We start from the raw sequence: 23487 nt of genomic DNA, 5'->3' as shown, positions 1-23487 counted from the left end.
TCCATAAAACGAAAAGCAAAAGCTCTACCCGGAAGCGGATAGAGCTTTTACCATTCTCTTATAGCAAGTCGGCCGCGAGTTGCGCCAGCAAAGACCGTTCACCTTTATGCAATGTAATGTGTCCCGACATTTTCTCGGTTTTAAATATTTCTACCACATACGTCAGCCCGTTGTTTACTTCATCAAGATACGGATGGTCAATTTGCTGCGGGTCACCCATCAGGATGATCTTGCTGTTTTCTCCAACCCTTGTCAAAATTGTTTTTACTTCATGCTTTGTTAAATTCTGTGCTTCGTCAATAATGATAAACTGCTCGGGGATGCTGCGTCCGCGAATATACGTCAACGCCTCCACCTGAATACTTCCAAGACCCGCCAAAATTTTATCCAAATCCCGCGACTGTTTCGTGTTAAACAAATACTCCAGGTTATCATAAATCGGCTGCATCCAAGGACGAAGCTTCTCTTCTTTTTCACCCGGCAAATAGCCGATGTCTTTGCCAAGCGGCACAATGGGTCTTGCTACTAGCAATTTTTTGTATGCGTGTTCATCTTCCGTTTGCATCAAACCAGCAGCAAGCGAGAGCAGCGTTTTGCCTGTACCAGCCTTACCAGTAAGGGTTACAAGCGGTATCTCTTTGTTTAATAGCAATTCCATCGCCATTTTCTGCTGAGCGTTACGCGCTTTGACTCCCCAAACAAATTCGTCACCAAACACTAGAGGAAGCAAATACTTTCTGTCACCGCTGACCCGCCCGATGGCCGATGCCGATGATCCCAGTTCATCTTTCAAGATCAGGAACTCATTTGGCAAAAAAGAGCGACCGGGAAGAAAATTTTGAATTTCAAACAGGGGCATGCTGTAAAATTTTTGAATAATATCAACAGGAACATTGATGATCGTATATCCTTTATAGAGACTGGAGAACTCATGCACCACACGGTCGGATAAAAAATCTTCCGCCACAAGTCCAATCGCATCGGCTTTTACCCGCAGCAATGCGTCTTTTGACACTAAAATCACGGGCCGTGGATGCTGTTTTTGCTGTTCTTCATCATGTAGATTCATAGCCACTGCAAGAATCCGATTGTCATTCGTCATATCGTGAAATAACTCCTGCATCCTGGCAAAAGAGCGATGGTTTAATTCCACCCGTAAACGGCCGCCATTTTCCATCATGACTCCATTGTGCAGTTGTCCTTTCACCCTCAGTTCATCCAGCAACCTGGCTACATGTCGCGCGTTCCTTCCTATTTCATCCATCAACCTTTTTTTCGAATCCACCTCTTCCAATACCACGGCTGGTAATACAACATCGTTATCCTGAAACGAAAAAATCGCCAGCGGATCCTGCAACAATACATTCGTATCTAAGACATAGATTTTTTTCAATGTCTCGCCTCCCAAGGCAATATATATGGATGCTATCCAGCGGCAAACGCATAAAAAACGCTTGCTGAAAGCTTTTTTGTTTGCAAGTACAAATAAAGTGCAACCGTTAATACATTCGCTTTACTTTACTTTATGGTTTACGGAGATTTGTTGTTAGTGTATGTCACAAAAATATTCTAGAAGGAAAAATCATGTATGACTCCTTTCGGTTTGCGAAACACTACGCATAAAGCTTATGCATTTCAATACCGGAAAGGATGTGACAAGATGAAAGAACGTTTGCTCTTGCCACTCATTGTCCTTGCTCTTATATTTGCCGGATGCAGTGCAAATAAAAAGGCAAGCCCTAAACCCGCTCCACAAAGCAATGGAACCCAGCGTGTGCAACAAACAGCACCGAAACCGAAGCAACCGCAAAATGCCAAAGCAACCGCGGATAGACTGGTGAAACTCGCTTCCAGCGTGCCAAAAGTAAACAGTGCCACCGCTGTTGTATTTGGTAAGGTAGCCATCGTCGGCATCGATGTCGATGCCAGGCTTGATCGCTCGCGAGTCGGTACCATTAAATATTCGGTAGCGGAATCCCTTAGGGAAGATCCCCAGGGAGCGAGAGCTTTGATTACCGCTGACCCGGATATCGTACAGCGGCTTAAGGAAATAAACGCGGACATTCGCCGCGGCCGTCCGATTGCGGGATTCGCAGAGGAACTGGCCGATATCGCTGGCCGTATCGTTCCGCAAGCGCCGCCTCGTCTTCTAGAACGCAATCAGCTGCGAAGCACCAAGCAATAATCGAGTAGGAGGGGGTGACTAGCCCCCGTCCTCTCACACCACCGTACGTACCGTTCGGTATACGGCGGTTCATTATGTACGCCGCAAGGCGTGATATCGTTCTTTTAGACTCTTAAGTTGATACGATTCGAAGAATCGTTTATCAAGAGTCCGATGTAAAACAGGGCTTTTGGCGATACGCCAGTATCCCTTACGGGAATTTCCCCACTCATAGGCTTTTCCTCTAGGCACGCCTAAAGCGAGAAGCCTTTTCACTTTTGTTCGGGGAAGTTTCCACTCTTTCCACAAACACATACGCAGTCGCCTGCGCACCCATGCGTCGAGATGTAATCTGACGGATTTTCTGCTTCACCCGCTGTAGTGACTGTTTTGCAATGCGAATCTTTGGTTCAAGGAGAGAAGTAAAACTGAAACCGAGAAACTTGCGTTTCCATGGTCGGTCAACAGCACTCTTTTCTTGATTGACCTTCAATTTTAGCTTCCCTTTGATAAAGGCAGTGACAGACTGTTTCACCCGTTCACCTGCTTTGTGGGTTCGTACGTAGATATTACAGTCATCCGCGTAGCGAACAAATTTATGTCCCCGCTTTTCAAGTTCTTTATCCAATTCATCCAATACAATATTGGAGAGAAGCGGACTCAGTGGGCCACCTTGCGGTGTTCCCTCTGTAGGATTAAGAACTACACCGTTCACCATAATGCCAGATTGGAGGAAACGACGGATAAGCAGGAGAAGCTTCTTATCTTCTATTTTCTCCGCGATTCTTGCCATCAGTCGGTCATGATGGACACGGTCAAAGAACTTTTCAAGTTCAAGGTCAACTACCCATCGATAGCCTTGCTGAATGTATTGCTTTGCTTTTCGTACCGCGTCATGTCCGCGCCGTGAGGGGCGGAATCCATAACTATGTTCGGAAAAATAAGGGTCAAACACAGGGGTAAGTATCTGTGCAATTACCTGTTGGATGAAACGGTCGAGCACGGTAGGGATACCTAACTGTCGGACTCCTCCGTTCGGCTTCGGGATTTCGACGCGACGGACAGGCCTCGGTTCATAAGTTCCCGCCTCAATGGAACGACGAATGTCATGCCAGTGGTCCATGATATATCTACGTAGGGATTTTACGGACATACCGTCCACACCATGACTTCCTTTATTTCGTTCTACCTGTTTCAAGGCACGTAAGAGATTGTCCCGTGCTAACAATTGTTCCATCATTGAACGTACACTCCTTGCGTGAGCGAAAGGTTCCATTTGTGCCGAAGGCACACTCTGCCCTTCCGAAGTCCCCCGTGGAATTCACCACATCCTCCTTCGGATAAGTCCATACGGATTGTCTGCCTTCATCGCGTGTCTTCGAACGCCTGGTCTTTCGTTCTCCATAATGTTCGGCCCTTCCATGTCATGTCGTCACATGGCATGTACTATGACCTCTGCTGACTTCTGTCTGTTCAACTCATTCTCGCGAATGAGGTTACCGAGGATACTCGGCCTATCAGACAGATCTCCCCGGGTAAGAGCGCCATCTTCCCCTCCATCTACCTGCCTCATTTACCTTCGCTCGCCTTCGGCAGTATGGACTTCGCCTTGTTGTGCAGGCTCATCCAACGAACGCTGGCCTTATATGAGATTCGTGTTCCTCAGGCCGGAGGTTTGCCGCCGGCTTCCTTCAGATTCGACCTCACGGTCGACACCCTTGCCACAAGCTAATGGCTACTACTGCCTTCGCCACTCGGGACTTGAACCCTAGAGATGACGCCCATGCCGGGCACACACAACAAAATGCCTAGTCATACGACTAGGCATTTTTAAGCGCTTGCATAACCTGTTTATCCAATTTTTCCGCTGCGCGCGTATCATACGTCTTCTCATAACGCGGCTCAATGGCAATACGCGAGCCATAAAACATAACATCACGCACTTCCTCAATGGTAATCTCCACCATCGTAAGCTTAAGCGGGACATTTTCCATACGATCCGCTTTAATCCGCGCGCGCCCATGAATCGAATATACGGAACCCTCAGCAAACACACTCAGCGTAACTAGATGATTATGCTGAATGTTTTCAACGATCACTGATTTGCTGTTCACAGCAAACAAAATAGTAGATACTTCCGGCGCATACACCCACGAAATTGCGCTTACATACGGAGCGCCGGATTGTTTGCTGATCGTGGAAAGCATGACAAACCGCTCACCCTGAAGCAGTGAAAGCAATTCCTGGCTTAAAGATTGCGCCACAACTTCTGCCATAAGCAAAACCTCCTTGGACATGAGGATACTTTTATTGTACACTGCGTAGAAACGTATCCTCAACAGCCAATTGGAAAGCAGTATGATCGCTGAAAATGGTGAAAGTCACTCCCCTCCTACACTAGTGCTCGCTTAGAGGCAGGGGGAGCCTATGCGATTTTAGATGAAAATAAACTATCGCAAGATATATACCGTTCACTTGGGTTACTCTCCACTCTCTTGACGGGGTGACTTTCTCCGTTTTTTATCTTTAATTATGTTTTATTGTTTATATTGTATAAGTTTCCCACCGCGACACTTTTTTGATTGAATAATAATGTATATAATATAGTTCTCTCCAGTAAAACTTGCGATAGTTTATTTATTCATCCTCTATACTTTTTATAATAATGCAAATTCAATGCCAAATTCCACCCCAAGCTTTTTTAGCACATTTTGCGCACTTTGTTCTTAGAAAATTGATGCATATGCATCAACTTTTGCATCAATCCTCGCATCACCGATGCATATGCATCACTTTTTCTGCTGAACCCCGTACTTATTCAACCTGCGAACGACTGTCGATTGATGAATTCCAAGCACTTTCGCTACTTTTCGGGTACTGCGGTATTTTTCATACAATGCAAGCAAACGCTCTTTTTCACTCTCCTGATCCGCCGCATGAAGAACCATCTTTGAATGCATGCCCACCTCTCGCTTTTCTTCCATCGGAAAAGCGACCGAGGCAAGATTCGCCCCAAGCATCAATTTTGGAAGATGCTTTACTTCAATGATCGGGTCTACAGTCGTTACCACCAGGCGCTCGATGATATTTTCTAATTCCCGCACATTGCCCGGCCACGAATACGCTTGCATCACTTCCAACGATTCATAGGAAATACGCTTATTTGTATGGTGCTTTTCATTAAACTTGTTCAAGAAATACCGGATCATCGGGAACAAATCCTCCCGTCGCTTACGCAACGGCGGCACTTCGATGGGAACAACATTAATCCGGTAATACAAATCTTCCCGAAACGTTCCTGTCTGTACTCGTTCCAGCAAATTAGCGTTTGTTGCGGCAATTAACCGAAAATCGACGGCCCTTTCCTTCACATCCCCAATGCGGGTAACATGTTTTTCCTGCAACACCGTCAACAATTTTACTTGAAGATCAAGTGGCAGGTCTCCGATTTCGTCCAAAAATAGTGTGCCTCCATCTGCAAGTTCAATGAGGCCGGGCTTACCTTTCTGCTGTGCCCCCGTAAAAGCGCCTGATGCGTACCCGAACAATTCCGACTCCAACAAATTGCTAGGAATCGCGCCACAATTGATGGAAATGAACGGGCCGCGTCCCCGATCGCTCCGCTGATGAATCAGCTTGGCAAGCACCCCCTTTCCAACGCCTGATTCTCCGAGAATCAAAATGGACGTATCAACCGGGGCGATGCGGATACACATCTGCAGAATGTTACGCATTTCTTCGCTTTCCGCAATAATTCCTTCGATTTCCATTTGCTGCGCGCGCAATACTTCCAGCTCGGAATGGTATCGTTCAGAAAGCTGCTTCGCTTCTTCCAACTCCGCTTTTACCCGGTTCAGCTGGCTTAAGTCTCGACAATTCATAACAATCTGTAGGATTTCCCCTGTTTCATCGTCTAAAATCGGCGTTCCCGTCGATAAAAGCACGCTACCGTTCGCCGCATGCTGAATCACGCTTACCCTTTTTTTCTTTTCGATAACCAACCTGCTAACCGCCTGGGAAATGATTCCTCGCCGCTCTAATTCTTCTTCCTTACAACCGATCGCTTCGTACGCCGGCAAGCCTGTCATTCGACTAAAGGCCTGATTAAAATGGCGAATGACGCCGTTCCGGTCGGTTACGACAATTCCATCATGAGACGACTCGATAATTGTATCTAGTTCACGGTTTAACTTTTGCATGGCAGTCAATTCCTGGGAAATCACTTCAAGCTCTGTAATGTCCTGCATGACGCTTGCCATTCCGATTTTTTTTCCCTCATCAGTCACAATCGGAGTATGGTTAATCAACAATTTGCGTCCGCCGTAGTCAAGCCGCACCATATGCTGTTTTTCAAGCGAAAGAAGCAGGTTCAACAATGTCTTATCAGATACTAATTCTGTAATGGATGTGCGGATCATATTTTTTTGCGAAATGCCCAAGAGCCTTTCAGCCGCTTGGTTAATGGATAGCACATGCCCCGTTAAATCAACAGCTACAATGCCATGATACGTAGATTGTAAAATGGCATCTAATTGTGATATGGTTTTCCGCGTCTGGTGTTCGAACGCGCGCAAAATGTCGGTACGCGTCAAAATGCCAACCAACGTGCCAGAACGGTCAATAACAGGCAGGCGACCTGCATCCAATTCTTCATCCCAGTCCTCATAAATTTGCTGATCGTCATACAATGTGACGAGCCGAGTCTGCATAAGTATACCTACCGGTGTTTCCTCAGGCAAATGGTTTTTCATCGCTCGGAATACGTGCGATTTTGTTACAAGGCCGATAAGTTTATGCGCCTCATCCACCACTGGCAGGCCATCAATTCGGTTTTCCAAAAGTAGCGACGCCGCCCGGCTAATCGGGTCTTCCTTATGCAATACAATCGGATTGGGCGTCATGTAATCCCGTACTCTCATCTATTTCCTCCTTCCCTGCTCGACCTGTGCTTTCTTTTCTATACTCTAATTATGTACGAGAATCATAAAATCAGCAAAAAGGAGAGGGGTATCCTCTCCTTACCGGCCATAACGCGGCTCCGCTTCAATCGCCGAAAGCAATTGCTCTACAGCTTCCCTATCGAAAAACTGTGTTTTGGTTTTACCGTCAGATATATATTTTATATGATACATCGTATCGTCTTTTGTAATTTCCAAGCCCTCAAGTTTATAATCTTCCTTAAGGATGGAATAGAAAAAATCACTTGTTTTCTTTGCCGCATTATCCTCAGGCCGGGCATCGGAAACGACCTTTATCTGCAAATAGTCAAACAAAGCATTTTCCAACCGCTTCATCGCACTCTCTCCTTTCCCTCTATTCTTTTATAAGAATGACGTAATCGCCCCGTTCAAGCCAGTAAGACATCCGTTCGGCCACCGGCCCGGAAATACCGAAAACAACCGCCAGCAACTTCCGCGCCTCATCTTTCAATACTTATCGTCCGGTGTCAAGGAAACAGGAGTTAACCACAGCATACTATCACCCCTTATATTCTTTTTCGCGCCACGACTTCGCGACTTTCCTGCGAATACGAACGATAGCAAGCACGGCGACAGCCACGCACAACGCTGGAATCATCGACAATCCTATAGCGTTTAAAATTGTCAGCGGAAACGCGCCAACAAGAAGCAATACATAAATGATCGCTTTTTTAAGAATCGGCAGCTTTTGTGCGAAACCGAGTTCATATGTAACCGCCGTCAATACAAAAATAAGAAAAAATTCTGGATATTTCATATATCTCCCGCCTATGAAAACTTATATATGTTCTCATCTTAAACCAGCCTGCCAGCAAAAAACAACTGCTGAAAAGCATAGATACAAAAAAGAGAGGTGTAAACACCTCTCTTTTTACGCATGAATGTAGTTCGGGTTCACTTTTGGCGTTACAATTTCCATTTCACCCATACCGCGAACTAACTTTTTCACATAGTATTTTTCCGGTTTTAAAATAGAAACCATGTAATCAATAGCAATCTGCGGATCCACTGTTTCACCGCAAGTGTAGCAGTCTAGGGCAGCAAAGCCTTTTTCAGGATAGGTATGAATCGAAAGATGGCTTTCCGAAAGCATAACAAGTACAGTCGCGCCCTGCGGTTCAAACTGTTTCGCCTGCACCGACAACACGGTCGCGCCGCAAGCTTCTGCCGCTTCTACCATATGGTTTTTTAGGAATTCGGCGTTATTCAAACGCTCAAAATCCACTCCCCAAACATCAATTGCAATGTGTCTGCCGAAAGTTGAGTATTCCATCTTCCAGCTCCCCCTTCCTAGGATGAGTATTGTAAACATCTCTAGGACCTACGTCATTCACCACGGGGGCGAGTGAGCGATGAACATTCCCACCCTTTAAGTGAATCCTGGTTCCTAATCACAAATTTTCTTAACGAGAAATAACATAACACGGTTGAAGCAAACATGCAATACTTTTTTATTCGTCTTTAGCCCCATTTTTTATCGCCAGCGCAAGCGCCTGCTTTTCTTCTTCGGACAATGCGTACAATGAAGCCCCGTTCTCAACCGGTTTCGCATATACCCGGGATTCATGACGCCCATAAATGCTTGTCATGACCATTCCGTTGTTATTTTCATCCACAAGCGCGAAAGAAAAGCTTAAGTCGCTTCCTTCGTTTTCAAATGCAGAAAACCGAAGAATGCCAAGCCGGCCTTTTTGTTCCCGGATACGCGCCCGCATACTCTCTGTCAACTGTTCAACCGCCCGCTGAGAATTCTCCAGAGTTTCCATACGATCGAACAGTTTCTCTAACATCTGCTCCAAATTTTCTTTGGAACTGCCTTGCGCCATCCTCCGGAACCGTTTCTGTAACCGTCCAAATTTTACGCTAAGTACAATGTTCCAGATGAAAAGGAGAAGGAACATAATAAGAAAAAGACCGACGATGCCCATGGCGATCTCTTTCGTGAACCATACCTCCACGGCTATACCATCCTTTCACTACAAAAAATCCACAACGTGTTTATTTTATATCAGGGAAAGCCTCATGACTACACCGAATCACCGACATTTAAATAATTATGCCAATTTTACCGGACAAAAATAAACCTAGCTTGTCCGAAACATAAGAAAAAAGCTTTCTCCTAAATAAAGGAAAAAGCTTTTTTCTTATGGTCTTTATTTTCCGCCAAAGCGGATAGCCAGTTGAATGAGCGTGCGCACCGCTACGCCGGTTGCTCCTGTCGGATTGTGACCTCTGTCCTTGTCGGTTGTAGCTGTACCTGCAATGTCAAGATGCACCCAAGGCGTATCTCCAGCAAACGCGCCGATAAAAATGCCGCCTTGGATACAACCGGCTGGACGTCCCGCATCATTCTTAATATCAGCAATTTCGCTCTGGATATATTCCTGATATTCTTCAAAGTTCGGTAACTGCCACATTTTTTCGCCTGCAATGCGCGCTGCTGCCTTTACTTCTTCAAGCCATTGTTCATTATTGGTGATCATGCCGGTTGCGACATGCCCAAGCGCGGAAATGACGGAGCCGGTAAGCGTTGCCACATCAACAAGTTTAGTTGCGCCAAGATGCTTGGCGTATGCAACCCCATCTGCCAGAATGAGTCTGCCTTCCGCATCGGTATGCACGACCTCAATGGTTTTGCCGGAAAAGGAAGTGATAACATCCGCCGGCTTCAGATTGTTGCCCGAAATCATATTTTCGCATGCGGGAATCACCGCGATTACATTGACATGCGGCTGTAGCGCACCAATGGCATCCATCGCGGCGATAACAGCTGCGGCTCCCGCCATATCAGTTTTCATCTCACCCATACCTTCATCAGGTTTTACCTGAATGCCGCCAGTATCAAATGTGACACCTTTGCCTACGTATCCGAGCACTTCTTTGCTGTCAGCCGCCCCATAATATTTCATGACAATCATTTTAGGCGCGTTGGCGCTCGCTTGACCAACAGCCAGCAATGCACCCATGCCAAGCTCTTCTAACTCTTCTCGATCCAGCACTTTAATTTCTAAATTTCGACGATGTGCCACTTCGCGCGCACGCTCCGCTAAGATTGCTGGCGTCATTTTATTTCCTGGCTCATTTACCAAATCACGCGCCAGATTCGTCGCATACGCCGCGACGTCCGCCCTGTCGAGTCCAGCTTGGATCGCGCTTTGTTCCATCTTTTCGTCTACTCCTAAGATAAACTCTTCGATAACGAAAGGCTGCTCCTCACGCTTTTTATAACCTGCGAAGGTGTACGTTCCAAGCGCAACGCCTTCCACAACATTTTGCACAATATCGACTGCATTCCAGAGTTGCTTCTCGACATAATAATTCGATACACCAAATGTAATGTTTTTAACTCCGCGCTTCTGGGCGTAACGGGCAGCGATTCCAATCGCGTCGCGCACTTTAGCCACTGTTAATTCCTTTTCTTTACCCAAACCAAGGACAAGCGTCCGCTTGGCCGGAATCTTGCCCCAGTTATGCAGCAATGTTACTTCCCCGAAGGTTCCACGGATTTCTTTTTCCGCAATCAGTAGCGAAATACGGTGTTCAAGCGCGGTGTCGACAATTTTCGCGTATCCCTTCACCGTGTCTTGATCCTCACAATATGTCACAATCAAACAATCCGTAGCGATGGAAGAAATTGTTTCTTTTGAGATTTTTACTTTCATGCTCTACCCTCCGCAAGTCAAAATGTCTTCTCTGTTAGTATGCGATATCCAAAATGCAAAAAAGCATACTCCGGGTGAAGTATGCTTTACTTATTTCTCCATGGAAAAACTATTTCCTGCTTTCCTTTACAATTATACTTCTAGCATCACCATTTCCTGATGAAGCTTGCTGAGCTTTTGCTTGCAAGCTGCAATCGTCTCTTCATCTCCCGCTTCCATCGCTTCATGCAGCACCGCCAATTCATAGTCAATTTCAAGCGTCAGCACCGGAATCCTTTCTTCAGCATCGCGCCGACAAAGCACTGCCATTACTTCTTCCATCGAGACAGAACACTCCTTCTCGAAAATAACCTCTTTAGAAGCACCGGAAATTTTTATAATTTGTTCCGCTTCTCCATAGCGAATTTTTTGAATGACAAGCTGTCCTCCGAAGAAGATTTTCACTACCGCATGCCCTTTCACCTGTTCAATAAAATACTGCAAAATCTTTTCAAAGCGCGGATCGGAAATATTATAATGGCGATCGCGCAAACGATAGCGCGCGCCCACCTTACGAAACGTTAACCAATGAGTTTTATGTTCTGTCCGGACGGAGAGGGTAAAGTATTTCTTCGTTTCTTTCCATGCGATGCTCATACCTGCTTCGACGATATGTGCCACAAGTTCGTGTATCTGCTCTTCGTTAAACCATAAAGCTACGTCGCTGTACTCAATCTGTTCAAATGTGTGCACAACTACCCCTCCATTCGTAGAATTTTCAAAATATTTAATTTATTATGTTTATTGTACTATATTCATCAAACAAAAGCAATGTGTTTCTATTACCAATCTAGCTTGTCTGCAACAATCGACTTCACTACGACAAGAGAAAAGCATACAGGCAGCCTGTGTTCACATTTTATGCATCGCATGGTACGATGAGAACAGATTTTGACGAGGAGGAACCCGAATATGCACAGCTTCACTGAGCAGGATTTTGCCGTATTTGCTGTTCCAGGGCTCGATGCGCGTATGAAAGCGCTGAGAGCTACAATTCGCCCAAAACTAGAGGAATTAGGAAAAGAAATAGCTTTGTTTTTATCAGCAGAAACAAAAGATGAGATGTTTTACCATGTCGCCAAACACGCAAGGCGTACCGTACATCCTCCAAACGACACATGGGTCGCATGGGCGGCGAACAAACGCGGCTACAAAATGCTACCGCACTTCCAAGTAGGACTTTGGGAAAGCCATATGTTCATCTGGTTCGCCATCATCTACGAATGCCCGATAAAGCCAGCGTTTGCCGAACGCTTGGAAAAAGAATGGACAACCATTGAAAAAAACATCCCCAAATCGTTCGTTTGGTCATTTGATCATACGAAGCCAGACGTATTTCAACACAGTCAAATGGATGAAGACAAAGCACAAGAAATGATACATAAATTAAAAAAGAACAAGAAATCAGAAATTCTCTGCGGCATTACCATCGACCGCGAAAAAGCAATCGTCATGTCAGGAAACGAATTAATGAAAACAGTGGAAAACACGTTCCGTACGCTGCTTCCTCTCTACCGCTTGGCAAAGGAAGCGGGCGGACGCTTACCTTCAACACAAAGCTTTCCGGTAACTGAAAAGGCTACTGACTACGTACAAGCTTAGCCGTTCAGCTTATCGACGTTTTATGATGTTCATACCTGAATCCATTCCTCTCCTTCTCTTCTCCGGCGATTTTGCCTCACTCTAACAAAGCCGTTCGGAAAGCGAGAAAAGCACTCTGTTGTCTTCCTTTCGAGATATCCGGATGTTTTGTGCGCTCCGCTTGAAGAACGAATTGGCTTCGTGGATGAAAAAGACAATCAAGTCAAAAGAAAGAAGGAGAGGATGGCCTTGTTTTTAAATAATCCTTATTAGCGATGTACCTTGGCTCCGAAAATCATCTCCAGCCGCTTGCGGCCTTCCTCCGCCTGGGAAATGATCTCATCGAATAACTCCTGAACCGTCGGAATACTGTGGATCAGCCCGATCACTTGTCCTGCCCAACCATATCCAGCCTCTTCGTTTCCGTTGTAAATATACTCACGGTTTGCTTTGCCGCTAATCATATCCTTCAAATCTTCATACGTCGCTCCTTCCTGCTCGCGTGCAACAATGTTGAGCGCATGCGGCGTCTTCAATACGCGGCCCGGAGCGCCAAGCGTACGCTTAATGATAACTGTATCGGTTTCCTTGCTGGTGAGAATGGCTTGCTTATACGCTTCACTCGCATGAATACACTCCTGAGTAGCGATAAATCGCGTTCCCATCTCAATTCCTTCTGCCCCTAGCGCAAGCGCTGCCAGCAGTCCGCGTCCGTCACCAATACCGCCGCTTGCAAGTACTGGAATCGAAACCGATTCTACCACACGGGGGATAAGTACCATTGTCCCGATATCGTCACGTCCGAGATGGCCTCCGCCCTCCTGACCGACTGCCATCACCGCGTCCGCGCCCAATTCTTCCGCTTTTTGCGCCTGCCGTACCCCAGCCACCAGCACGAGTGTACGAATATCTTTTCCTTGCAGCCGCTCAAAAATCGGCTTTGGGTTCCCGCCAGTCACAGAGATGGCCGGAACTTTTTCCTCGATCGCCACTTCCAGCAATTCTTCATACGGTCTACCATGCTGTCCAATAGCGAAATTCACCCCAAAGGACTTATTGGTCATCGTGCGTACTTTCCGAATTTCTTCGCGCAATTTCTCCGCCGTACCTAACGTCATAGCCGTAATCTGCCCCAAACCGCCGGCGTTGGAAACAGCCGCTGCCAATTCAGCATACGCCAGATATGCAAGCCCGCCTTGCACAATAGGGTATTTAATGCCGAAAATCTCTGTTATGCGTGTTTTCATACCTTTCCCCACTCCTTCAACACAATTGTATATGATTGTATTCGCGTTCAGCTTCTAAAAATCCTTTCTGATTTTTAAGAACAATTAAAAATAAAAAAATAGATGGAAATCAGTTCCCCTTAACAAAGAAAGATTTAAATTAGAAATGCATTTTGATATACTCTAATTTGTTTGCAATGTAATGAATGATTATACCGCGTAAGGCGACATCACATACAGAAATGGGGAATGCTCTATGGATCAATCAAAAACTCCCCTGTTTACGGGGCTCCTGGAACACGCCCGGCGCAATCCAATCCAGTTTCACATTCCGGGCCATAAAAAAGGAAGCGGTATGCTTCCTGAGTTCCGCGATTTTATCGGAAAGAATGCACTATCGATCGACTTAATCAATATCGCCCCGCTCGATGATCTCCATCATCCAAAAGGGATGATTAAAGAAGCGCAGGAACTGGCGGCAGAAGCATTCGGCGCCGACTATACGTTTTTTTCCGTGCAAGGAACGAGCGGTGCCATTATGACGATGATTATGTCTGTCGTGGGACCGGGTGACAAAATCATCGTTCCGCGCAATGTGCATAAGTCCGTATTGTCTGCCATTATTTTCGCAGGCGCGATTCCGATTTTCGTGCACCCCGTTATGGATACAAACTTAGGAATTGCGCACGGCATTACAACCGAATCTGTACGCAAGGCATTGGAGCAACACCCGACAGCCAAGGCGGTACTTGTCATTAACCCGACTTATTTCGGCATTGCCGCCAACCTGAAGGAAATCGTGGATCTGGTGCACGAATACGACATTCCTGTGCTTGTAGATGAAGCGCATGGCGTGCATATTCATTTCCATAATGCTCTACCGTTGTCGGCAATGCAGGCAGGCGCTGATATGGCAGCCACAAGCGTGCACAAGCTGGGCGGTTCAATGACGCAAAGCTCAATTTTGAATGTGAAAGAAGGCCGCGTATCCGCAAACCGCGTAAAATCCGTAATCAGTATGCTGACGACAACATCCACTTCTTATCTGTTGCTCGCATCGCTTGACGCGGCACGCCGACAACTGGTAGAGCACGGCAAAGAGATGATAGACCATGTGCTTGAGCTGGCAGCGTACGCACGGGAAGAAATCAACGAAATTCCAGGCTTGTACTGTGTGGGCAAAGAAATTCTCGGCAGCGAAGCGACATATGACATGGACCCTTCAAAGCTTATTATTCAGGTGCGCGGAATTGGGCTAACAGGACACCAAGTAGAAGTGTGGTTACGCGAGAAGTATAACATTGAGGTCGAGCTAAGCGACCTGTATAACATTTTGTGTATCATTACGCCAGGTGATTCGATCTTGACCGTAACAACACTTGTACAGGCGCTCCGCGAACTGGCGCGCATTCAGCTCGGCAAAGATTCTATCCAACCACTCCCCGTGCATCTGCCAAACATTCCAGCACTATCGCTGTCACCAAGGGAAGCGTTCTATGCGGAAACAGAAATGATTCCTCTTCGTGAAGCGGCAGGACGCATTATGGCTGAGTTTATTATGGTATATCCGCCAGGTATTCCAATTGTGCTTCCAGGAGAAATCATGACACAAGATAATATTGACTATATACTTGAAAACCTGGAAGCTGGCCTGCCGGTGCAGGGACCGGAAGACGAATCAATTCAGACTGTTAAAGTCATTAAACGGGCACAAGCCATAAAATAAAAACTCGGTATCATATACGAAAACCCCCGCAAGAACCGCGGGGGTTTTTTACGCTTATTATTTCTCCTCATCACAAGTCGGACAGTTACCGCAGGATGTGTACAGCACTTCCACCTTCTCATGCTCATAGTGTTCAATAATTTGTTCGCAATGTTGGCATACGATTGTCCCCATAAATCTCACCCTCCATTTAGTAAATACGCGCTTTTAATGATGTATAATCACTAAATAAACGTACAATATGTTGTATTATTAATATAATATGACATACTAATTGTGTCAATCGTTTTTTAATTAAAAGGCGCACCTATTTTTCAAACAAATATTTGTACAAAAATAAAAAACTCGCGGGCAAGTGCCTCGCAAGTTTTTCTCTGCAACAGTAGGAAGAAAAGCATATATCACTTTATCGATTTAGAGTCATATACACTTTCCTCGCTACTTAAAAAGCCTCCAGACATTTCCTGAAGGCTTGCTTTTACGTATGCGTTTACATTTAATCTTGTCATTAAATACTAGTACTGAGGCAAGGCATGGTCTGTATCTGGAAGATGTCCCTGCAAAAACAAGGAAAGTTCCATCGCTTCCTCGTCGTCCTTAATCGCAAACTTATCTTTCAATACCTCGATGTTTCGCGCATCTTCGGCACAGAGCAGTGAAGAACGCCCCGTCTGCATGCAAATCACCAGAGGCTTTCCAAAAAATTGATTCGTGTAAATAAGCCCAAAATCGTAGCGGGACTTCTCAGATGCAAAGCCCACAAAATTCGCTTTTGTCGTCTCTGACGTCTCGTATAGGCGCTCGAACATTTTCAGAAACCCTCCTTGTAATTTGCTTGAATTTGTCATTAATCATATTTTACTGCAAAAACAATAATTTGACAATTCTGATTTAAAAAATAGTAAATCTGTACCTTCCAAGGGCAAAGGTCATAAATTATTCACTTTCTTTTCAAAAGTTCCTATGTGAAAATTTCAGTAAGTGCAACTCTATTGCTCTATAAAGAATTCAGGAAGAGAATATAAAGGAGTGTAGGCAATGAGTAAGCGCGCATTCATGCAAGTTACGATCCTTATTTTATTCTTTATTGTACCGTTGCTGGACATATTCCGGATTGATGTAACGCATCTGCACTTTTATGTGCTTACAAAAAGCTTTTCCTTCAATGAAGGATACATTCTCTTATTAACTGTTCTGGTGCTTGTTTTTACCTTCGTCTCCATCTCGCAGTGGTTCGGCCGCCAATTCTGTGGTTGGCTGTGTCCACACAACACGTTTTCCAAATACTTAACAAAAATCACTCATTCTAGAACGTTGCGCAATCATCCGGCACTGCGCACCGTTCTCGATATCGGTTTGTCACTCGTATTCGCTCCAATCATCGCTTTTAGCATGATCGCCTATTTTTACAATCCAAAAGACTTATTTCGCGAAATCACTTCTCTTGATACAGGAGCATGGGCGTTCTGGGCATACGTTCTAACAACAATCTTCTTTTTTATTATGGTTAACCGCCTGCGCCACGTGTTCTGTCGCAACGCCTGCCCATACGGGATGCTGCAAATGATTCTGTCCGATAAAAATTCGCGAACCGGCGGGATCAAAAATATGTTCCGCGGCACAGGCTTGGTGCTTACCGTTCTTATGGCTGTCATGGTGTCCATTTTGCTGTTCGCCATCTTCACAAGCACGGGATTCACCGTAAGTATTGACAAAAACTTGCAAGGTGTCCCCTCTGAAAACCATATCATTTATACGTATAATCTGCAGGTAGAAAATCTGCGCGACAAACCAGCCACTTATAAGCTGAAATACAAAAACATTCCAGAAAACTGGGATGTCATACTGCCTACAGAAATAAAAGTAGCTCCCCATTCGGTAGCGAATGAAAGCTTACTGTTCCGCATCGGCCGGAAGAGCATCGGCGAAAACACAACCATCACAATTGTTATCATAAACGAAGAAGGCAAAACAATCGAACGGAAAATCAGCATTTTTCCGATTCAAAAATGAAGGAGCGGCCTTTTCCGCTCCTTTGTCATTACATGGTAGCCATGCGACGCATCTTGTCTTCACTTTCGCGCAACCAGTGAATTTTTTCTGAACCATGAAGCTCTTCTGCTAAAAAGTCCAAACATTCGAAAAAGAGTGCAGACACATTACGACCATAGCGTTCCTCTAGGCTTTCAAGCGCCCGTGTAATGCGAAACACTTCCGGGGCCTGTACTTTACTTTTTTCGATAATTCCCTTTCCTTTTTCAGTCAAGTACACATTGACTACGCGGCCATCTTTGTCACTCTTCTCAATTGTGACGAGTCCCTTCTCCATCATCTTTTTCACATGAATGACAACAGAGGACGGATGCCAGAACGTCCATTCCGCAATCTGGGTGACACGTACTCCTTCGTAACAATACACAATCCATAAAATATTAAGCTGGACAGCCGAATCAAGCCCCAGACTTCTTGCGGCTGTTTCCCAATCCTCTTTATTGATGACGGCAATAGCGCGCAATGTGTTAAGTACTTCATGCAAATCCTGTGATTGGTTGTGGTAATCCATAATTAGCCTCTCCTTCCCCCTCCACAACATGAAAATATATCGAAAATTATTTTATCTACTATACAATAGTATATTTTTCTAAAAATTTAGTCAACAATAGAATCGGCAAAGATGTATAGAAATTCATCCGGTTTTCGGTTGTCAAAGATTGGGTACGGTGCTAAACTCAAGGTAAGATATCATAAGAACCCGGGGTGGGAGTGAGGATATATGAGCAGAAGCGCCTACATAAAATTTGTTGAAGGGTCAACTACAAAGCAAGTCACTCTTGATGATGTAAAACAGAAACTGCAACGTTATATCGAAATGACAACAAAGACAGGGGAACAGCTGGGATGGGAGTACCAGAACTCTGCGTTTCCGTATACGATCGAACAAAAGCCGGAAGCAAGCGATCAATGGTTTTACTTAAAAGGCACGGACGAAAAGCTGTATCGTTATATTCTGATCGGCGTTGGTTCACGCCAGACGGAAAAGCACGCCATACAACCGGACCTGAAAAGCGAAGGACAGACCAATCCTAACGAAGAACACTATATACAGGTAACGCTGACCGAACAATCTACACACGGGGATAAAGGAAAAGCTAACGAATTTTGCAAATATTTGGCCAAAGAGTACAAAGCCGAACTGCACCTGTTTAATGGTCGCATCATGTACTTCAACCCGCGTAAATAACAGCGATCAACACATGCGTAAAAAAGGGCAGATGCATCTGCCCTTTTTTACCCTGCATAGGGAAGGATCCGATCGGATCGTTTCAGCGAATAGTACCGACCGTCAACCATGCGCACCCCTAATTCTACACAATACTGACGGGTGGATTCGATTCCGTACAAAAGCCAATTTGACGCCTGCACGTTGATATCAAAATCAACATACGAGTCAAGGCCATCATTTTTGATCATCCGGTCTGTTACGTCATACAGCCGAAGTACAAACGGCAATTCAGAAACCGGAATCGCAAACCGCTGCTCAATAGCCTCCTTCTGACGTTCATCAATTTCCCAAGATGCCGTGAGCGACTGTGTATCATTCCATGCGACACGTATATTCGGTCCCTCTACATCAAGCTTAGAGGTGCGCCTTTTAGGCTTCGCTTTCATCCGCTGCTCTCGTTCCTTTCTTTAATAAAATATATGCAGTTTACAACGCTACCCTGTAGTATATCCTGATTATATCACTTTTTTACATAAATATAAATACAGGGATAAGTCAAAATGCTATCGCGAATGAATGATGTTTTCGCCAACGACCTGGTAATCACCGCTGTTACCCAGCTTCATAATCATCTGAACCTTATAGTCACCAGCCTCTTTAAACTGCATCTCTTTTACATTATGCGTATATAAAAAAGCGGTGCCATTCCGGACGGTTGAATAACTCTGGGGATAACTAACGTACTCTTCGGCACCGGAAGGGTTACGAATGACAAGCTTGAATACGAGGGAGTCCGATTTTGGAGCATTGTCCACATCAACAAAAATATCAAATGAGGCTTTGCTTCCTTTGGACACGATCATAAACGGGGACTCGATGGTATAATTCCGTTGTCGCTTCTCATCGATGGATGCCGCCACAATCATATTAATATTTGGCTTGACTACCGTCGTCTTTCCGCTTTCTTCATCTTTCATAACGAAAGCGCCTAGCTGTTCAGCGATCGTCTGTAGCGGAACAACTGTGGTGCCGTTTACAGAAAAAGACGGGGTGCTTTCTTGAAGCTTGTTGCCGTTTATTTCAACAGGCACAATCGGATATTTTCCGAGATATACATTGCTTGAAGCCGCAGCCGTTACGCTGGAAGCAAGTAGCGATAATAGCAGGACTATTGCTTTGCGTTTCATTCTTCAACCTCTTTCCCGATTCTTCGCCTACTATATTTATACGCGTCATTTGTCTTTTTGTTTTGTTTTTCTTTTGTCCCATCTTCCATTTCTTTTCGCTCATCACTTTCCGGGATAAAGATAAAAGAACAATATAAAAAATATTTATGCAAAAAATCAGGCTGCCTGAGTATATCGGCAGCCGAATGCAGAAACATATCCACAACCAAAAAGGATGTAATATTTTTACAATAAAATTATAACTTATATTTTTACCTAATGCAACTTTTTTTCTATAAGTAAATTTTTTTATACGCTCATTCTTTCTTTTGCTTCTTGATAACGTTTTTCTACTTCTCTCCAATTCACCACATTCCACCAAGCAGAAACAAAATCAGGACGCTTATTTTGATACTTCAAGTAATAAGCATGCTCCCACACATCAATGACCATAAGCGGGATTTTTCCTTCCGCAAGAGGAGTATCCTGGTTAGATGTACTCATAACTTCCAACTTCCCGTTATCAAAAACAAGCCAGCCATATCCGCTGCCAAAATGGCGAATCGCAGCTTGGGATACCATTTCTTTCATATTTTTAAAATTGCCAAAACAAGCAGCAATCGCCTCGGCGAGCTCCCCGATTGGTTCTCCTCCTCCAGTTGGACTCATCACCGACCAAAATAAAGAATGATTATAATGTCCGCCACCATTATTACGGACAGCCGTTCTAATAGATTCTGGAATATGCTCTAAATTGCTTAATAGCCACTCTATTGACTTATCAGCCAATTCATGTTGTCCTTCTAAAGCAACATTTAATTGGTTCACATAATTTGCATGATGCTTACTGTGATGAATTTCCAAAGTTCGAGCGTCAATATAAGGCTCAAGTTCATCGTATGCATACGGCAAATCCGGCAAGAAAAACATCCATAAAACTCCTTTCCATTATTCGCGTAATGTATATTCAATAGCAATTATATAAAAATATTTTTCGTTGATCAAACTTTTTTTCCTAAGGGAAACTTTCTGCATAAACACATATCCATTTCCTTCTAGCGTGTCTTTCCGATTCTCTCTGTCCCGTACACTCCACATAGAAAAAGCTACGTTTGGCACACACCTTACGAGTGTTCTCCTGTTTGCTCACAAAAAAAAAGGATATGTTGCTTTATCACTGTAAAACAACATATCCTTTCTCATACGCCAAAAAACAAGTTCCGGTTACTCCAGAACTCTTTCTCCACAATAGATACAGGTTAAAAATATAAAAGCTTAGCTCCCCTGTTCATTATTAGGTTGAGCGTTCAACTGTCGATCACGTTCCACTTCTTCCTCGTCGCGCAAGCGATGGGCCAGTCGGCTTGAAGCGGAAGCCGCAATGCTCGCCACCAAATCATCCAGGAACGTATGAATCCCATTCCCTCGCTTCGTGTCCAACCGTTTGATAACCCCCACTTTTTGCTTGTCAAGATGACCAAAAGTGGTGACAGCAATGCTTCCATAACCGAATACAGAACCGAGCGCCAATGTTTCATCGCAACCGAATAGCCCTTCATCAGCTTCTATAATCGATTGCAACGGCTCGGATAACATTTTCTTTTCAGCGAGAATATCCAATTCGGTGCCTACGAGAATAGCATGCTGAATTTCTCTTTTTTCCAGCACCGCCCGTACACTCTCAATGCAAACATTCATTTTTAGATTCACATTGTACGGTGCCTGCATCAAATAAACGATTTCCGCGATATCTTCAACGGTAACCCCTCTCTCAGCAAGACGCTGCAATGCTGCATTTTTTACTTCTTTGCTGTGTACTTGTCTTTTCATTTTTTATCTCCTTCCCCAAACCAATAACGCTACAAGTAAAAAAAAGATATAATTTCATCATATCACAACCGATCCGTAACGATGGTAATATTCTGGCTATAACAAATATTAAAGAAAAAAGATATAATTATATATATGTTCTTCTTGGTTTCTTTGCCAATAGCAAAACGCGTGAATGTTTCCTCATTTACTCATGAAAAGAAAATATATGTTGCTTTATACTGTAAAATAACATATCCTTTCTTAATAACATAAAAAAACCGGCGCTTAAGGCCGATTCTCGCCTTAATCCTCCGGTTCTTTGTCTTTAGACGCAAGCCTATATTCCGCTTTCCAATCCGCACGCGGCGGATTGATTTTGTTTAGCACGACCACCACCAGATAACTCGCACCAAAAAGCAAGAAAAGGGAAAGTAAAGACAAAATAACAATATAAAAAATAGCCAAAAAACCCCCCCTTTTTTCAATATGTATAAGGGTTTCCATCATCATAAAAAATATACAGAGAATCAATGTTACTTTACAGAAAAAGAAAAAAGGAGCTGATAAATAATGTCAATATATACTGTGAAGTGTGTACATAATGAAACCGAGAAACAGCAAGCTCTTGCTGTTAGACGCCAAGTATTTATTGAAGAGCAGAATGTGCCAGAAGAAATAGAATGGGACGAGTATGACCATCAAAGTGCTGATACACTGCACGTCCTGGCACTTGATGAGAATGGAAATGCCGTCGGTACGGGAAGGTTACGTCCTTATGGCGAGGGGATCGGTAAAATCGAACGGGTGGCTATCGTTTCTTCCTGCCGCAGAAGCGGACTCGGACGTTTGCTCATGGAGAAACTAGAAGCTGAAGCGAAAGCAAGCGGTTATCATACCTTAAAATTGAACGCGCAGGTACATGCCAAGCCGTTTTATGAACGCCTTGGCTATAAGGCACACGGGGAGACGTTTATGGAAGCGGGGATTGAACACATCGCAATGATTAAATCCATGTAACAAAAAGGAATGCTGACGAACATGTCTCTTTCGTGATTTTTATGTTTTTACCAGCTTTTGCTTAATTCACGCAGATAGCGCACGGTGTCCAGGGTGGTCGTGCATGTTCCTAAATCGGCATGAAATATAAGAGCGTTCCGCATGCCGTGAAAGTCTGAGCCTGCTGTCTTTACCAAACCGTATTCATCCGCCATTTCCCCGTATAGACGTCGATCCGCTTCATCGTTATCCGGATGGTGAATTTCAATCCCCTGTAAACCATGGCCGATCAGCCGTCTTACCATATCTGGCTTATCATACAGGCCAGGATGAGCGAGCACAGCTACTCCGCCCGCATCCTTAATCAAGTCAATCGCTTCCTCCGGTGAAATACGCGGCGGGTTCACATACGCAGCGCCAGAAAAACCAAGATATTTATCAAACGCTTCTCCCATGGATGCCACAATTCCTTTCTCCATCAATACTTCGGCAATATGTGGCCGCCCTATGTTCCCCTCTTGTTCTTTCTTGCGGCTTTCTACTTCTTCTACCGTAATATCAATGCCTAGTTCATTCAGCTTCGCAATGATCATCCGATTACGCCTGCTCCGTACCTGGCGCAGCTCTTCGAGATAGGAAAGAAACTTCTCGTCATGAATGTTAATATAATATCCAAGCACATGCACATCCTTCCCTTCATCTACAGAACTGATTTCAACACCTGGTACGATTTCCACTCCAAGGCGTTTTCCTTCCTCCAACGCTTCCGGTAAAGCTGCAACCGTATCGTGATCGGTAATGCCAAGAGCGCAAAGTCCTTTTTGCTTCGCCCGCTCTATTACCTCGCGTACTGTGAATGTTCCGTCAGACGCTACTGTATGAGAATGCAAATCCACTCTTGCCATCATGTCAC

25 protein-coding genes and 1 pseudogene are annotated in these 23487 nt (G+C 44.6%); 6 read left to right on the top strand and 20 right to left on the bottom strand.

Going from position 1 to position 23487, the window contains the following annotated elements:
• Positions 1-58: 58 nt before the first annotated feature.
• Entirely contained in the window at positions 59-1393 is a 1335-nt protein-coding gene (locus tag ACH33_RS06590) for a PhoH family protein (RefSeq protein ID WP_057898288.1), read from the bottom strand.
• Positions 1394-1660: 267 nt separating this feature from the next.
• Between ACH33_RS06590 and ACH33_RS06585 the strand changes: the two genes are divergently transcribed.
• Complete coding sequence (locus tag ACH33_RS06585; RefSeq protein WP_057900273.1) at positions 1661-2185, top strand: YhcN/YlaJ family sporulation lipoprotein; 525 nt, start codon at positions 1661-1663, stop codon at positions 2183-2185.
• Positions 2186-2257: 72 nt separating this feature from the next.
• Here ACH33_RS06585 and ltrA read toward each other — a convergent pair.
• The 9 genes and pseudogenes from ltrA to ACH33_RS06540 form a co-directional block, all read right to left on the bottom strand.
• Positions 2258-3404: pseudogene (gene ltrA, locus ACH33_RS06580) on the bottom strand (group II intron reverse transcriptase/maturase).
• Between the two features lie 580 nt (positions 3405-3984).
• A complete protein-coding gene (locus ACH33_RS06575) occupies positions 3985-4440 on the bottom strand; it encodes a pyridoxamine 5'-phosphate oxidase family protein (protein ID WP_057898287.1) in 456 nt (151 codons plus the stop codon).
• 513 nt (positions 4441-4953) lie between these two features.
• Complete coding sequence (locus ACH33_RS06570; RefSeq protein ID WP_057898286.1) at positions 4954-7083, bottom strand: sigma-54-dependent Fis family transcriptional regulator; 2130 nt, start codon at positions 7081-7083, stop codon at positions 4954-4956.
• 99 nt (positions 7084-7182) lie between these two features.
• Positions 7183-7458 (bottom strand): hypothetical protein, encoded by a 276-nt coding sequence (locus ACH33_RS06565; protein ID WP_057898285.1) that lies wholly within the window; start codon positions 7456-7458, stop codon positions 7183-7185.
• A 184-nt stretch (positions 7459-7642) separates the two neighbouring features.
• The gene (locus ACH33_RS06560) at positions 7643-7900 is read right to left on the bottom strand and encodes a YlaH-like family protein (protein ID WP_057898284.1); all 258 of its coding nucleotides are present in this window, start codon (positions 7898-7900) and stop codon (positions 7643-7645) included.
• 114 nt (positions 7901-8014) lie between these two features.
• Complete coding sequence (speD, locus tag ACH33_RS06555) at positions 8015-8416, bottom strand: adenosylmethionine decarboxylase (RefSeq protein ID WP_057898283.1); 402 nt, start codon at positions 8414-8416, stop codon at positions 8015-8017.
• 178 nt (positions 8417-8594) lie between these two features.
• Positions 8595-9101, bottom strand: coding sequence for a DUF4446 family protein (locus ACH33_RS06550; protein ID WP_057898282.1), 507 nt, complete (start codon positions 9099-9101; stop codon positions 8595-8597).
• A 195-nt stretch (positions 9102-9296) separates the two neighbouring features.
• A complete protein-coding gene (locus ACH33_RS06545; protein ID WP_057898281.1) occupies positions 9297-10805 on the bottom strand; it encodes a leucyl aminopeptidase in 1509 nt (502 codons plus the stop codon).
• A gap of 132 nt (positions 10806-10937) precedes the next feature.
• On the bottom strand, positions 10938-11537 hold the full coding sequence (locus ACH33_RS06540; RefSeq protein WP_057898280.1) for a hypothetical protein: 600 nt from the start codon (positions 11535-11537) through the stop codon (positions 10938-10940).
• 219 nt (positions 11538-11756) lie between these two features.
• On the opposite strand from ACH33_RS06540, the gene ACH33_RS06535 reads away from it, so the two are divergent.
• Positions 11757-12446: a YktB family protein gene (locus tag ACH33_RS06535; RefSeq protein WP_057898279.1), complete on the top strand. Its 690-nt coding sequence runs from the start codon at positions 11757-11759 to the stop codon at positions 12444-12446.
• Between the two features lie 248 nt (positions 12447-12694).
• Here the strand turns inward: ACH33_RS06535 and ACH33_RS06530 are convergent, their stop codons facing one another.
• Positions 12695-13672, bottom strand: a complete 978-nt coding sequence (locus ACH33_RS06530) for an NAD(P)H-dependent flavin oxidoreductase (protein ID WP_057898278.1) — start codon at positions 13670-13672, stop codon at positions 12695-12697.
• 235 nt (positions 13673-13907) lie between these two features.
• On the opposite strand from ACH33_RS06530, the gene ACH33_RS06525 reads away from it, so the two are divergent.
• Positions 13908-15377, top strand: coding sequence for an aminotransferase class I/II-fold pyridoxal phosphate-dependent enzyme (locus tag ACH33_RS06525; protein ID WP_057898277.1), 1470 nt, complete (start codon positions 13908-13910; stop codon positions 15375-15377).
• A gap of 57 nt (positions 15378-15434) precedes the next feature.
• Here the strand turns inward: ACH33_RS06525 and ACH33_RS06520 are convergent, their stop codons facing one another.
• Both ACH33_RS06520 and ACH33_RS06515 read right to left on the bottom strand, forming a co-directional pair.
• Positions 15435-15551 carry a GapA-binding peptide SR1P gene (locus ACH33_RS06520; RefSeq protein WP_057898276.1) on the bottom strand — a complete coding sequence of 39 codons (117 nt, stop codon included), beginning with the start codon at positions 15549-15551 and terminating at the stop codon, positions 15435-15437.
• Positions 15552-15892: 341 nt separating this feature from the next.
• Positions 15893-16186 carry a DUF3055 domain-containing protein gene (locus tag ACH33_RS06515; protein WP_057898275.1) on the bottom strand — a complete coding sequence of 98 codons (294 nt, stop codon included), beginning with the start codon at positions 16184-16186 and terminating at the stop codon, positions 15893-15895.
• A gap of 229 nt (positions 16187-16415) precedes the next feature.
• Here ACH33_RS06515 and ACH33_RS06510 point away from each other — a divergent pair, with 229 nt between their 5' ends.
• On the top strand, positions 16416-17390 hold the full coding sequence (locus tag ACH33_RS06510; RefSeq protein WP_057898274.1) for a 4Fe-4S binding protein: 975 nt from the start codon (positions 16416-16418) through the stop codon (positions 17388-17390).
• 28 nt (positions 17391-17418) lie between these two features.
• Here the strand turns inward: ACH33_RS06510 and ACH33_RS06505 are convergent, their stop codons facing one another.
• On the bottom strand, positions 17419-17940 hold the full coding sequence (locus ACH33_RS06505) for a MarR family winged helix-turn-helix transcriptional regulator (protein ID WP_057898273.1): 522 nt from the start codon (positions 17938-17940) through the stop codon (positions 17419-17421).
• 210 nt (positions 17941-18150) lie between these two features.
• Between ACH33_RS06505 and ACH33_RS06500 the strand changes: the two genes are divergently transcribed.
• A complete protein-coding gene (locus ACH33_RS06500; protein WP_057898272.1) occupies positions 18151-18618 on the top strand; it encodes a DUF1885 family protein in 468 nt (155 codons plus the stop codon).
• A 47-nt stretch (positions 18619-18665) separates the two neighbouring features.
• Here ACH33_RS06500 and ACH33_RS06495 read toward each other — a convergent pair whose 3' ends face one another.
• From ACH33_RS06495 to ACH33_RS19115, 5 genes are all read right to left on the bottom strand, one after another.
• Positions 18666-19046 (bottom strand): DUF4912 domain-containing protein, encoded by a 381-nt coding sequence (locus ACH33_RS06495; RefSeq protein WP_057898271.1) that lies wholly within the window; start codon positions 19044-19046, stop codon positions 18666-18668.
• Between the two features lie 117 nt (positions 19047-19163).
• Positions 19164-19787, bottom strand: coding sequence for a stalk domain-containing protein (locus tag ACH33_RS06490; RefSeq protein ID WP_057898270.1), 624 nt, complete (start codon positions 19785-19787; stop codon positions 19164-19166).
• A 288-nt stretch (positions 19788-20075) separates the two neighbouring features.
• A complete protein-coding gene (locus ACH33_RS06480) occupies positions 20076-20696 on the bottom strand; it encodes a superoxide dismutase (RefSeq protein WP_057898268.1) in 621 nt (206 codons plus the stop codon).
• Between the two features lie 345 nt (positions 20697-21041).
• Positions 21042-21596 carry a phosphatidylglycerophosphatase A family protein gene (locus tag ACH33_RS06475; RefSeq protein WP_057898267.1) on the bottom strand — a complete coding sequence of 185 codons (555 nt, stop codon included), beginning with the start codon at positions 21594-21596 and terminating at the stop codon, positions 21042-21044.
• Positions 21597-21881: 285 nt separating this feature from the next.
• Complete coding sequence (locus ACH33_RS19115) at positions 21882-22043, bottom strand: hypothetical protein (RefSeq protein ID WP_156424006.1); 162 nt, start codon at positions 22041-22043, stop codon at positions 21882-21884.
• Positions 22044-22148: 105 nt separating this feature from the next.
• On the opposite strand from ACH33_RS19115, the gene ACH33_RS06470 reads away from it, so the two are divergent.
• Positions 22149-22595, top strand: a complete 447-nt coding sequence (locus ACH33_RS06470) for a GNAT family N-acetyltransferase (RefSeq protein WP_057898266.1) — start codon at positions 22149-22151, stop codon at positions 22593-22595.
• A 47-nt stretch (positions 22596-22642) separates the two neighbouring features.
• On the opposite strand, the gene ACH33_RS06465 is transcribed toward ACH33_RS06470, so the two are convergent.
• Complete coding sequence (locus ACH33_RS06465) at positions 22643-23482, bottom strand: PHP domain-containing protein (RefSeq protein WP_057898265.1); 840 nt, start codon at positions 23480-23482, stop codon at positions 22643-22645.
• Between the last annotated feature and the right edge of the window lie 5 nt (positions 23483-23487).

Origin of the sequence: Aneurinibacillus sp. XH2 (assembly GCF_001439585.2) — a bacterium.
In the GTDB taxonomy this organism is placed as follows: domain Bacteria; phylum Bacillota; class Bacilli; order Aneurinibacillales; family Aneurinibacillaceae; genus Aneurinibacillus; species Aneurinibacillus thermoaerophilus.
The sequence above is the reverse complement of the archived record's forward strand: the minus strand, read 5'-3'. Positions and strand labels throughout refer to the sequence as shown.

Coding starts and splice junctions, on each gene's coding strand:
- ACH33_RS06570 (WP_057898286.1), bottom strand. CDS start 7,083: ATGAGAGTACGGGATTACATGACGCCCAATCCGATTGTATTGCATAAG.
- ACH33_RS06500 (WP_057898272.1), top strand. CDS start 18,151: ATGAGCAGAAGCGCCTACATAAAATTTGTTGAAGGGTCAACTACAAAG.
- ACH33_RS06545 (WP_057898281.1), bottom strand. CDS start 10,805: ATGAAAGTAAAAATCTCAAAAGAAACAATTTCTTCCATCGCTACGGAT.
- ACH33_RS06585 (WP_057900273.1), top strand. CDS start 1,661: ATGAAAGAACGTTTGCTCTTGCCACTCATTGTCCTTGCTCTTATATTT.
- ACH33_RS06465 (WP_057898265.1), bottom strand. CDS start 23,482: ATGATGGCAAGAGTGGATTTGCATTCTCATACAGTAGCGTCTGACGGA.
- speD (WP_057898283.1), bottom strand. CDS start 8,416: ATGGAATACTCAACTTTCGGCAGACACATTGCAATTGATGTTTGGGGA.
- ACH33_RS06480 (WP_057898268.1), bottom strand. CDS start 20,696: ATGTTTTTCTTGCCGGATTTGCCGTATGCATACGATGAACTTGAGCCT.
- ACH33_RS06565 (WP_057898285.1), bottom strand. CDS start 7,458: ATGAAGCGGTTGGAAAATGCTTTGTTTGACTATTTGCAGATAAAGGTC.
- ACH33_RS06525 (WP_057898277.1), top strand. CDS start 13,908: ATGGATCAATCAAAAACTCCCCTGTTTACGGGGCTCCTGGAACACGCC.
- ACH33_RS06510 (WP_057898274.1), top strand. CDS start 16,416: ATGAGTAAGCGCGCATTCATGCAAGTTACGATCCTTATTTTATTCTTT.
- ACH33_RS06505 (WP_057898273.1), bottom strand. CDS start 17,940: ATGGATTACCACAACCAATCACAGGATTTGCATGAAGTACTTAACACA.
- ACH33_RS06515 (WP_057898275.1), bottom strand. CDS start 16,186: ATGTTCGAGCGCCTATACGAGACGTCAGAGACGACAAAAGCGAATTTT.
- ACH33_RS06560 (WP_057898284.1), bottom strand. CDS start 7,900: ATGAAATATCCAGAATTTTTTCTTATTTTTGTATTGACGGCGGTTACA.
- ACH33_RS06535 (WP_057898279.1), top strand. CDS start 11,757: ATGCACAGCTTCACTGAGCAGGATTTTGCCGTATTTGCTGTTCCAGGG.
- ACH33_RS06475 (WP_057898267.1), bottom strand. CDS start 21,596: ATGAAAAGACAAGTACACAGCAAAGAAGTAAAAAATGCAGCATTGCAG.
- ACH33_RS06520 (WP_057898276.1), bottom strand. CDS start 15,551: ATGGGGACAATCGTATGCCAACATTGCGAACAAATTATTGAACACTAT.
- ACH33_RS06470 (WP_057898266.1), top strand. CDS start 22,149: ATGTCAATATATACTGTGAAGTGTGTACATAATGAAACCGAGAAACAG.
- ACH33_RS06575 (WP_057898287.1), bottom strand. CDS start 4,440: ATGGCAGAAGTTGTGGCGCAATCTTTAAGCCAGGAATTGCTTTCACTG.
- ACH33_RS06490 (WP_057898270.1), bottom strand. CDS start 19,787: ATGAAACGCAAAGCAATAGTCCTGCTATTATCGCTACTTGCTTCCAGC.
- ACH33_RS06495 (WP_057898271.1), bottom strand. CDS start 19,046: ATGAAAGCGAAGCCTAAAAGGCGCACCTCTAAGCTTGATGTAGAGGGA.
- ACH33_RS06530 (WP_057898278.1), bottom strand. CDS start 13,672: ATGAAAACACGCATAACAGAGATTTTCGGCATTAAATACCCTATTGTG.